The sequence below is a fragment of the Dyella silvatica genome, assembly GCF_026283955.1.
GTDB classification, from domain to species: domain Bacteria; phylum Pseudomonadota; class Gammaproteobacteria; order Xanthomonadales; family Rhodanobacteraceae; genus Dyella_C; species Dyella_C silvatica.
Genome location: NZ_JAPDPE010000158.1, coordinates 1 through 10,557, shown reverse-complemented (window position 1 = coordinate 10,557; position 10,557 = coordinate 1). Strand labels below are relative to the sequence as shown.

The following is a 10,557-nucleotide window of genomic DNA, read 5'->3' as shown; positions in this document are numbered from 1 at the left end:
GCATGCTGTTGGACGAGTGTGCGGCCGCGGGTGTGCGGATTGAGACCAGTTGCACGGTGGGGCGTGTGCGCAAGACCGCTGAGGGCTTCAATGTCACCACCGCGCACGGCGAGGTGCATGCCGAGTCGCTGGTGGTGGCCAGCGGCGGTTTATCGATACCAAGCATGGGGGCGAGCGGCTTCGGCTACGAGTTGGCCCGGCAGTTCGGGCATACGGTGCTGCCTACGCGTGCGGGATTGGTGCCCTTGACCCTGAGCGGCAAGCATCAGGAGCATTATCAAGACCTTGCTGGCGTGGCCTTGCCGGTCGCCGAGGCTCGCGTGGGTAAGCGGGAGTTTCGTGCCGGCATGCTGTTTACCCATCGCGGGGTCAGCGGGCCGGCGACTTTGCAGATTTCCTCGTACTGGCAGCCCGGCAGCGATTTGCGCAGTGATTTGCTGCCTGCGCATCCCCTGTTGCATCAGGATGCGGGCGCCTGGCTCAACGAGCAGCGAGTGGCTCGGCCGGCAGCCGAGCTGAAAACCGTGTTGGCCGATGTGTTGCCCAAGCGCTTGGCGCAGCGGTTATGTGAGCTGTGGTTTGAGAGTCGCCCGATGCGGCAATACCGCGAGGCTGAACTTCATGAGATCGGCAGGCAATTGCACGACTGGCCGATCACCGCCAGTGGCACGGAGGGCTATCGCACTGCCGAGGTGACCCTGGGTGGGGTGGATACCGATGGTTTGTCGTCGAGCACGATGCAGTCGAAATTGGTGCCGGGGTTGTATTTCATTGGTGAAGTGGTGGATGTGACTGGGTGGTTGGGGGGGTATAACTTTCAGTGGGCTTGGGCTTCGGGTTATGCGGCGGGTGGGGTGGTGTAGTTGCGGGTTTCGGCCCCCTGCCAGGGGCCGAGTTACTTTCTCTTGCGTGGCCAAGAGAAAGTAACCAACGGAGAAGGCCATCCCCGCTTGTCGCCCTTCGGGTGCGTGAGGGCTGGCCGGGCTGAATTTAAACAGTATGGGCGACAGGGCTCCTGCCCTGGCGAAAAGGACTCGGCGTCCCTGCCGAGTCCCCTGCGGGCCTTGTCGTCCAACCCTCACCGACGCACAGGGGCCCCTGACGTCAAGGGCAAAAGCAAAGGCAACATCAAGGACCGCGGCAGCGGTAAGCGTCGCGTGCGATGTTCGCGTTGATTCTCGGCCTTGCCGCTTTTGCCGCTCCCCTGCGGCCGAAGGGAGTCCCCTTTTGGGACTCGTACGGGAAGGTTGGGAGGGGGGGCTTTATGCAGCAATTCGAGCGAGCAAGCGACTCAGTCGTCGCCTATGCACCGATCGTAGGGTCCCTGTTGCCGACTCGTGCCGCTACGACTTCATCTGCCGCCGCCGGGTGAGCCAGCTATCGAGCTGGTTGGCGAAAGCCTGGCGGTCGCGGGGGTGAAACGCCGCCGGGCCGCCGGTATCGACGCCTGAGCCACGCAATTCGTCCATGAAATTACGCATGGTCAGGCGTTGGGCGATGGTCTCTGGCGTATACAGCTCGCCGCGTGGGTTGATCGCCAGGGCGCCTTTTTCGATCACCAGGGCGGCGAGCGGGATGTCTTGCGTGACCACCAGATCATGGGCAGCGGCGCGCTGCACGATCTCGTTGTCGGCGACATCAAAGCCAGCAGGAACTTGGATAGAGCGTATGAAGCGCGAGGGCGGTGTGCGCAGCCATTGGTTGGCGACCAGGGTGACGGCGACCTGTTCGCGCTCGGCGGCGCGAAACAGGATTTCTTTGATGACGACCGGGCAGGCGTCGGCATCGACCCATATTTGCGCGCTGCCGCTCACTCGGCGCCGGTCCAGCGCAAGCTGCCATCGATGATGGTGTGGGTGTGTCCACCGACCCACACCACGTCGCCGTCGATCTGCACCAGCAGGCGTGCGTCGTGGCCGATCTCGCGCCCCTGGCTGACGGTGTAGCCGCGCGCCAGTGGGCCATCGGGTTCGGCATGGGCGATATAGGCGCCGATCAGGCCGTTCGCCGCGCCGGAGGCCGGGTCTTCGACAATACCGACGCCAGCGGGGAGTGCGCGTACCACCAGTTGATAGCTGGGGGCGGCGCTGCGCGCGAAAACGCAGATGCCGAGGCTGTCGGTGGCCTTGGCCAAGGCGGCAATGGCGTCATGATCGGGTTGCCATTGGCGCAGGCTGGCTTCATCAGCGCATTCGGCCAGCCACCAATGGCGGCCACCTTCGACCAAGGCGGGTGGCAGGGCGCCTAAACCGATACCGGCAAGGGCGGCGGCCAGTTGTGGATGCGCATCCAGACCTTGCCGAATCACTTTGGCCGGTGGCGACTGCAGTAACAGCTGGCGGCCTTGGTCTTCGACGCGGATAGGCAGCACGCCTGCGCCGCATTCTTGCCACAGCATGGGCGCTGCCGATGCTTGGGTGGCCCGCGAACGGGATTTCCTTGTGTGGCGTGAAGATGCGCACGCGGTAGCTGGCCGACGGGGCTGCTGGCGGCAGCAGGAAGGTGGTTTCGACCAGGTTGGTCCAGCGGGCGAAACGCTGCATTTGCGCATCGCTCCAGCCGGTGGCGTCAGTCACTACGCCGAGGTGGTTGCCGCCGCCAAGCGTGGCAGCAAAGACGTCCAGATGCAGATAACGAATGGGGGACATGAGGGCCAAGAGGCGGTGAGGACCGCGTTAAAGCCGCGCATCATAGTCCTGTCGCAAGAGTATGGGCAGTGCAGGGGGCTCTTTTATCGGAAAGTCGACAAGTCGCTGTCATCTCGCCAAGATGCTGCTACTTGACCTATCACGATTGACTTTTTGTATGCCGATTACCCTGATTCTTATCGCCATTACCTGCGTCGTTTCGTTCATGGCGTTCAACAACCATCGCCTGATGAACGACTTGATCCTGTGGCCGCCGGCGATCGAGCGCAACCGCGAGTACCACCGGTTGGTCACTTACGGGCTGATCCACGCGGATTTCAGCCACCTGCTGTTCAATATGATCACCTTATATTTTTTCGGCCGCTCAATGGAGGGGTTTTACACCGGGCAGCTGGGCACGCTGGGTTTCGTGCTGTTTTATATCGGCGCGCTGGTCGTCTCGATCTTGCCGACCTATCTGAAAAACCGCCACAACGCGGATTACCGTAGCCTGGGCGCTTCTGGGGCGGTATCTGCCGTGCTGTTCGCTTTTATCCTGCTGTCGCCGTGGTCGCGCATCATTGTGCTGGTGGTACCGATGCCCGCCATCATCTATGCCGTGCTGTACACGGTGTACTCGATTTACATGGATCGCCGCGGTGCGGGCAACGTCAACCATAGCGCCCATCTGTGGGGGGCGGCGTATGGCGTGGCCTTTACCTTGATGATCCGGCCTGAAGTGCTGTCGCACTTCTTGAATCAGCTGTCGCAGCCCAGATTCTGAGTAGACGACAAGGTCTAGATAGCTGGCGGGTAAACACTTGCCATGACACCTTGGCGCACTCAGTGAGCATTCAATGGTCTAGGTCTAGCTTGATGACTGAAATCTGCGGAGGTGTGTCATGAAACGTCTACTCGCTGGTCTGGTCCTAGTGGCCGCCACCGCGGCGTTATCAGGCTGTTATTACGATCCGGGCTATAGCTACGTGCGCAGCTCGGCTTACAGCGGCGATGTCTACTACGGCAGTCGCAGCACCGTGGTCTACGACAACGGTTACTACCCTGGCTATTACCCAAGTTATTACGGCGGCTATTACGGTTGTTGCTATGGCCCGGTCGGCGGCGTGTGGTACGGCGGTTCGCGCTGGCGCGGCAATGGCTGGAACCGTGGTGGTTACTGGCATGGCGGCAACGGCTATCGCGGTGGCGGCGGTTGGCGCGGCAGCCATCCTGGCGGTGGCGGTGGCGGTGGGCATGGCTCCTGGCACGGTGTGGCGCGCTCGCACTAGGGCACAATGGCGGCATGGTCTTATGGGTTTCCATGCCGCCGCGTTCGATTTTTTTGAGGCTCATCGTTATCGCGACGGTGAGCCTTCTGCTTTTTGCCTGTAGCAGCCTCGGTTATTACGCGCATGTGGCGCATGGGCAAAGTGAGCTGGTGCTGCACCGGCGGGCGGTGGCGAAGGTCATCAGCGATCCGGCCACCGATCCCAAACTGGTTGCGCGCCTGGAGCTGGCCCAGCAGGCGCGCAGATACGCCTCGCAGCAGCTTGGATTACCGGATAACCGTAGCTACACCAGCTATGTCGACCTGCATAGGCCCTATGTGGTGTGGAATGTTTTCGTTACGCCGCCGTACTCGGTAGCTCCGCTGCAGCATTGTTTTCTGATCGCCGGCTGTGTGGCCTATCGCGGCTACTTTGAAGAAGCCAAGGCGAAGCGGGAGGCGGCTCGCTGGCAGGGCCAGGGTGACGACGTCTGGGTGGGCGGGGTGCCGGCGTATTCCACCTTGGGCTGGTTTTCAGACCCGGTGCTCAGCAGCATGTTGCGCTGGGACGATGACGAGTTGGCCGGCACCATTTTTCATGAATTGGCCCATCAGCTGATTTATGTCAAAGACGACAGTGCGTTCAACGAGTCCTTCGCCGGCTTTGTGCAGGCCGAAGGGTTACGCGCGTGGCGGCAATCGCGTGGCCTGCCGCCCTCGGAGGCGCGCCATCAGGCGATGGACGACGGCTTTACGCGGATGGCCCTCGATTTGCGTGATCGCCTGCAAACGCTATACAGCAGCGGCGTCACGGCCGCGGCGATGGCTGAAGGTAAGCAACATGAAATCGAGGCGTTCCGCGAGCGTTACCGGCAATGGCGCGAGCGCGATTGGCCAAACGAGCATCGATATGACGCCTGGGTGGCTGCGCCGATCAATAACGCCCGTTTATTGCCGTTTGGGTTATATGACCGCTGGCAACCAGCTTTCGCGGTGATTTTTCGACAGGCGCAAAACAACTGGTCTGCATTTTACGGTCGGGTGAGGGAGTTGGGGCGAATGCCCCAGGCCGAGCGCGAGAAAACGCTGCAATCCTTGCTCAATACGGTTGCGCAGGGAGACGGGGCGGGCGGGTAGCTTTTCGCGGCAGCATGCGATGTTGTTCGCAGCGGCGAACGCTATGTCGCCTGATACCCGTATGGACGGCCATACTTCGTGTATCTTCGGTTGCTTTCATCCTCGGGGAGAGGCGTAGTGCAGATTATTTCCTGGTGGCTTGGCATCCGCTTTTGGAAGCGCGTGCTTGCCGGTTTCGTGCTTGGCGCCCTGGCTGGCTGGGCTACCGGTGCGCAGGCGGTGACTTGGTTTCAGCCCCTGGGTGATCTCTACATCACCTTGATCAAGATGATTGCGGTGCCGCTGGTGTTCTTTGCCGTGGTGCACAGCGTTTCCAGCCTGCATGGTGTGCAGCGCATGGCGGCCTTGGGCGGGCGTACCTTTTTATGGTTTGCGATGACCGCCGCGCTGGCCGTGTGCGTAGGCTTGGTGGTGGCACATGTGACCAACCCGGGCCTGGGCGTAGGCCATTTGCAAATGGCCAGCGACTACAAGGTCAAGGTTGTGCCTACACCAGTGCAAGTGTTGCTGGATGTCGTGCCTGCCAACCCATTCAAGGCCTTGTCCGAAGGCAAGATTCTGCAGGTGATCTTTTTTGCCGGCCTGCTTGGCTTGGCCCTGGTCAAGATCGGCGACAAGTCGGCGCGCCTGCGCGCGCTGATGAACGAGGGTAACGAGGCGATGATCCAGGTCACTCGTTTCGTGTTGGAAATGACGCCGCTGGGCACCTTTGGTCTTATCGCAGCCCTGGTCGGCGGCTATGGTTTCGAGAAGCTGTTGCCGCTGGGCAAGTTCGTGCTGACGTTGTACCTGGCCTGCGTGGTGCAAATCGTGGTGGTTTACGGCGGCCTGCTGCTGGCACACGGGTTAAGCCCGCGGAAGTTTTTCCGTGGCGTGCTGCCTGCCATGCAGGTGGCTTTCACCTCCTCGTCCAGTTTCGCCTCGATGCCGGTTGCCCTGCGCAGCGTCACCCACAACCTCGGGGTAAAAGAGGAGTACGCCGCCTTTGCGGTGCCGCTGGGCGCCAGCATCAAGATGGATGGTTGCGGCGCGATCTATCCGGCGATCAGTTCCATCTTCGTCGCGCAATATTTTGGTTTGGAGCTGGGCGTATCCCAGTACTTCATCATTTTGCTTGCCTCGGTGCTGGGATCATTCGGCACGGCAGGCGTGCCAGGCACGGCGATCGTGATGGTGACCCTGGTGCTCAGCTCGGCCGGCCTGCCGGTGGAGGGCATTGGCTATCTGGTGGCCATCGATCGCATCCTCGACATGATGCGCACCATGACGAATGTCACCGGCCAGATGCTGGTGCCGGTGCTGGTTGCGCGGGAGCAAGGGCTGCTGGATATGGAGGTTTATAACCGAGCCTCCAGCAATCTCGGCGTGGAGCAGGTAGAGCGTTCGGCTGGTTAAATTACTGTTGCGCCTTGCGATCCACCATATGGCGCAAATAGGCCAGCAGGTCATCGAGATCGGCATCGGACAAGGTTTTCGCATCGAATCCCGGCATTTTTGCCTGCGGCCAATGACGCAGCGATTGCGGGTTGCGGATATAGGCGCGCAGCAAGTCTGCGCGCAGGTATTCAATCGGGCTGTGTGGAATGTTCAGATCCGGTCCCAGCTTGGCGTCGCCGGCGCCATTGAGCGTATGACAGGTAAAGCAGGTTCGTTGGAACACCGCGAAGCCGCGCCGTACCGGACTGGCGTTGGGCAGCGCCGAGTCAGGCAGGATCACCGGAAACCGCTGCGCAATATCGGCAAGCTTGTGGATCGACACGATTTGGTAAGGCCATTGCTCCGATCCGATGCCAGCGGCCTCCGGCTTGGTCCAGACCAGATAGAACGGGCCGGCGCTGCCTTTACTGGCGCCTAAAGTCGGCCAGGGGTGGGCTGGGTCTTCAATCGCCAGCCACGCCGTACTGCCGCGATCATTCAATAAAACAGCGGCGGGGATTTCCGCGGCGAAGCCATCGGCGGCGACAAATTGCAGATGATCGCCTGGGCTGATGCCATCGAGCAGCACGCTGATGGGCAGCGCGCGGTAATGCATCCATTGTTTGAGCGCGACATCGTCTGCAATGGTGATGCTGCGGACGTCGCGGCGGACGAGTAGTTGTGCGGTGGTATAGGTCCGTGCGCCATGGCCCAGGTCGATCTTCAGCTCGCTGACCCGGGCGGCCAGGACGAGACTGGGAAGTGGCAGGCACAGAGCGAAAAGGCAAAGGCAGCGCAACAGCGGTCGCATGGGACGGTTCCATCCAGGGGGAGCAGAGCATGCCCTGTGCGGGTGGCCGGCGCTAGCCCGTGTAGCTGGCCCTCGATATTTGCGTGAGTGACCACATCTGCTTATTTCCCGAGCGGAAGATGTCATGGCCGATACCACCGTACCGCAATTTTTCGAACAGTTTCCGATGCAGCGCGTCGATAGTGCGTCGCTGGACGAGGTGCTTGCCGAGGGCGCCCAAGCGCTGACGATTTTGTTTCTGTGGGGGCGTGACTGTCCTAATTGCGACATCGCCAAACGAGCGCTTTTGCTGGCTTCCGAGCGCTTCCAGTGGCCGCAGGTGCGCTGGTTGCACGACAACGTGTATGACGATCCGACGATGGCGACGCGTTTTGGTTTGCATGGTATTCCGGCCTTCTTCGTCTTCGCCGGTAGCCGCAAGCTCGGACGCAGTACCAGCTGGCCGGGACCACAGGCTTTTATTGAAGCTGTTGAAAAACAGTTAAATCAGCTGGCGTTTTAGCCGCCAGGCTGAACATGAAGAAACTTTCATCAAAAAATATGAAAAACATTCATCGATGAACTTGAACTTTCAAGGCATCGGTCGTATCTAAGTTCTCGATCGCCGTGATGGCGACCCGAAGTGGCATTGCTGCTTTACGCGAGCCACTGAGGGGTCGGCACTTAATCCTCCCCCCAGGATGCCAGACCCGACAAACCTCGGCAGATCCTCCCCTGGCTGCCGGGGTTTTTTTATGCCCGTTTTTTTATTTTGCGGATGTCACTCATAAGGCGGCTTTCGCAAGGATAATCATCGGCGTTCCTACACATCCCCTTCACCGCCATGAGCGACCGATGATCGTCACCTCGCTACTCGACACCGATCTATACAAGTTCTCGATGATGCAAGTGGTGCTGCATCAGTATCCGGCGGCACAGGTCGAGTACAAGTTCAAATGCCGTAACCCCGGCGTCAACCTCGCGCCCTACATCGAAGAGATACGCGCGGAGCTGGAAGGTTTGTGCAGCCTGCGCTTTCGCGAAGATGAGCTGGACTATCTGCGCAGCTGGCGTTTCATCAAAAGCGACTTCGTCGATTTTCTGGGCTTGTTCCAGCTCAACGCCAAATATGTAGAGATCACCCCGGCCGCCTCCGGCAACGGCGAGATCGACATCCGTATTCGCGGGCCATGGCTGCATACCATTCTGTTCGAAGTGCCTCTGCTGGCTATCGTCAACGAGGTCTACTTTCGCAATACCCAGCCCGCGCTCGACTTGACCGAAGGGCGGCGGCGCTTGCACGAAAAAATCGCCTTGCTGCGCGATACCGCCAACTACGAAGAGTGCCGCATCGCCGATTACGGCACCCGTCGGCGCTTCTCCGGCAGCTGGCATGAAGAGGTGGTGACTGCACTGCGAGACGGGCTGGGCGCGCAGCTGACGGGCACTAGCAACGTATGGCTGGCACGAAAACTCGGACTGCGCCCGCTAGGCACACTGGCGCACGAATACTTGCAAGCCCATCAGGCACTGGGGCCGCGCTTGCGCGATTCGCAAGTGGCCGCGTTGGAGGCCTGGGCGAAGGAGTATCGCGGCGATCTCGGTATCGCCTTATCCGATGTTTACGGCTTGAGCGCGTTCCTGCGCGATTTCGATATGTACTTCTGCAAACTGTTCGATGGCACCCGCCACGACTCCGGCGATCCGTTCGATTGGGGCGATCGAGTGTTGGCGCACTATGCGGCCAACCGGGTAGACCCGCGCAGCAAGGTCTTGGTCTTCAGCGATGGCCTGGACATTCCGAAAGTCATGCAGCTGTACGCCTACTTTCGCGACCGTTGCCAGCTGGCCTTTGGCGTGGGTACCAATCTCACCAACGACGTCGGTCCGACGCCATTGAACATCGTGATCAAGATGATCCGCTGCAACGACCAGCCGGTTGCCAAGCTCAGCGACTCGCCGGGCAAGAACATGTGCGAAGACACGGCTTATGTCACGTATCTGCGCCAGGTGTTCCAGATTCCAGAGCCGGCTTGATTCAGGCGAGCTTCGGCTTTCGTGCACACGGTGGAAAAAGTAAGGGGAGGAACCGAGGTTCCTCCCCTTATGTTTTTTTGGCTGTCTGCAAACGCCTTAGAACGCAGGTAAAACCGCACCCTGGTACTTCTGCTCGATAAAGGCTTTTGCCTCCGGGCTAGTCAGCGCCTTGACCAGTTTTTGCACGCGCGGATCGTCTTTGTTGTCCGGACGACCGACAAGATAGTTCACATAAGGTGAGTCCTTGCCTTCGATCAGCAAGGCGTCCTTGGTCGGATTGAGGCCCGCCGCCAGAGCGTAGTTGGTATTGATCAAGGCCAGATCCACCTCGTCCAGCGTGCGCGGCAACATGGCGGCCTCCAATTCGCGGAACTTCAATTGCTTGGGGTTGGCGGTGATGTCTTTCAGGGTGGACAGCTCATTGCTTGGATCTTTCAAGGTGATCAAGCCGTGCTTGGCCAGTAGCAACAAAGCGCGGCTGTTGTTGCTCGGATCGTTCGGGATGGTCACGTTGGCGCCATCAGGAAGCTGTTCGATCGACTTGTATTTGCGCGAGTAAGCGCCGAACGGCTCGATGTGCACGCCGGTGATAATGGTCAGGTGCGTGCCATGTTGGCGATTGAATGCATCCAGGTAGGGCTTGGTCTGGAAGTAATTCACGTCGATGGTTTTCTCATCGACCTGGGTGTTCGGTTGCACGTAATCGGCAAACACCTTGATCTCCAGATCCACGCCTTCTTTGGCAAGCATCGGCTTGACCTGCTTGAGGATCTCGGCATGCGGAATCGCCGTGGCGGCGATAATGAGTTTCTGGCTGTCGGCGTTGCCGGGGGTAGAGGACGAGCAGCCAGCCAGCAGGAGCAGGGCGGCCAAGGGGGCAAGTAGCTTGATCATGGGGTGCCGTGGTTTTGTGCGATGCATCAGGGTAGCCGTCCATATGGCTGGATGCAAAGTGGTATTGGGCGATCTTGGTGTCTGTGCATGGTTATTGGGTGAGGGGGCGCTTGGCCTGAGGCTTGCTGGCTTGTTTGTTTTGGTGTCGTGAGCTGGCTCGCCTGCGGCGGGCTTTCGAGCCCCTGCCGGGGCCCGAGTCACTTTCTCTTGCGTGGCCAAGAGAAAGTAACCAAAGAGAAAGCCACCCCCATGCCGCGCTCTACGGGCATCCTGCCCTACGAGTGCGTGAGGCTGGGTCGGGCTTTTCGACAGGGCTCCTGCCCTGGCGAAAAGGCATCGACATCCGTGTCGATGCCCCTGCGGGCCTGTCGTCCCAGCCTCACCGCGGT

10 protein-coding genes and 1 pseudogene are annotated in these 10,557 nt (G+C 60.1%); 7 read left to right on the top strand and 4 right to left on the bottom strand.

What is annotated here, in order from left to right; genetic code table 11:
- Positions 1–863: BaiN/RdsA family NAD(P)/FAD-dependent oxidoreductase (locus tag OUZ52_RS21155; RefSeq protein WP_266160553.1), on the top strand; the 863-nt coding region annotated here is incomplete at its 5' end.
- 480 nt (positions 864–1,343) lie between these two features.
- Here the strand turns inward: OUZ52_RS21155 and OUZ52_RS21150 are convergent.
- Entirely contained in the window at positions 1,344–1,814 is a 471-nt protein-coding gene (locus OUZ52_RS21150) for a YaiI/YqxD family protein (RefSeq protein ID WP_266160551.1), read from the bottom strand.
- Positions 1,811–2,576, bottom strand: a pseudogene (locus tag OUZ52_RS21145) (PhzF family phenazine biosynthesis protein). The gene OUZ52_RS21150 and the pseudogene OUZ52_RS21145 overlap by 4 nt, the downstream one beginning before the upstream one ends.
- Positions 2,577–2,805: 229 nt before the next feature.
- Here OUZ52_RS21145 and OUZ52_RS21140 point away from each other — a divergent pair.
- From OUZ52_RS21140 to OUZ52_RS21125, 4 genes are all read left to right on the top strand, one after another.
- A complete protein-coding gene (locus OUZ52_RS21140) occupies positions 2,806–3,411 on the top strand; it encodes a rhomboid family intramembrane serine protease (protein WP_266160550.1) in 606 nt (201 codons plus the stop codon).
- A gap of 118 nt (positions 3,412–3,529) precedes the next feature.
- Positions 3,530–3,916: a lipoprotein gene (locus tag OUZ52_RS21135; protein ID WP_266160549.1), complete on the top strand. Its 387-nt coding sequence runs from the start codon at positions 3,530–3,532 to the stop codon at positions 3,914–3,916.
- Between the two features lie 77 nt (positions 3,917–3,993).
- Entirely contained in the window at positions 3,994–5,031 is a 1,038-nt protein-coding gene (locus tag OUZ52_RS21130) for an aminopeptidase (RefSeq protein WP_266160548.1), read from the top strand.
- Positions 5,032–5,148: 117 nt separating this feature from the next.
- A complete protein-coding gene (locus OUZ52_RS21125; RefSeq protein ID WP_266160547.1) occupies positions 5,149–6,426 on the top strand; it encodes a dicarboxylate/amino acid:cation symporter in 1,278 nt (425 codons plus the stop codon).
- Position 6,427: 1 nt separating this feature from the next.
- Here the strand turns inward: OUZ52_RS21125 and OUZ52_RS21120 are convergent, their stop codons facing one another.
- A complete protein-coding gene (locus OUZ52_RS21120; protein ID WP_266160546.1) occupies positions 6,428–7,258 on the bottom strand; it encodes a c-type cytochrome in 831 nt (276 codons plus the stop codon).
- 124 nt (positions 7,259–7,382) lie between these two features.
- On the opposite strand from OUZ52_RS21120, the gene OUZ52_RS21115 reads away from it, so the two are divergent.
- Positions 7,383–7,760, top strand: coding sequence for a YbbN family protein (locus OUZ52_RS21115; RefSeq protein ID WP_266160545.1), 378 nt, complete (start codon positions 7,383–7,385; stop codon positions 7,758–7,760).
- 332 nt (positions 7,761–8,092) lie between these two features.
- On the top strand, positions 8,093–9,274 hold the full coding sequence (pncB, locus tag OUZ52_RS21110) for a nicotinate phosphoribosyltransferase (protein ID WP_266160544.1): 1,182 nt from the start codon (positions 8,093–8,095) through the stop codon (positions 9,272–9,274).
- Between the two features lie 96 nt (positions 9,275–9,370).
- Here pncB and OUZ52_RS21105 read toward each other — a convergent pair whose 3' ends face one another.
- A complete protein-coding gene (locus OUZ52_RS21105) occupies positions 9,371–10,168 on the bottom strand; it encodes a MetQ/NlpA family ABC transporter substrate-binding protein (RefSeq protein WP_266160543.1) in 798 nt (265 codons plus the stop codon).
- Positions 10,169–10,557 lie beyond the last annotated feature (389 nt).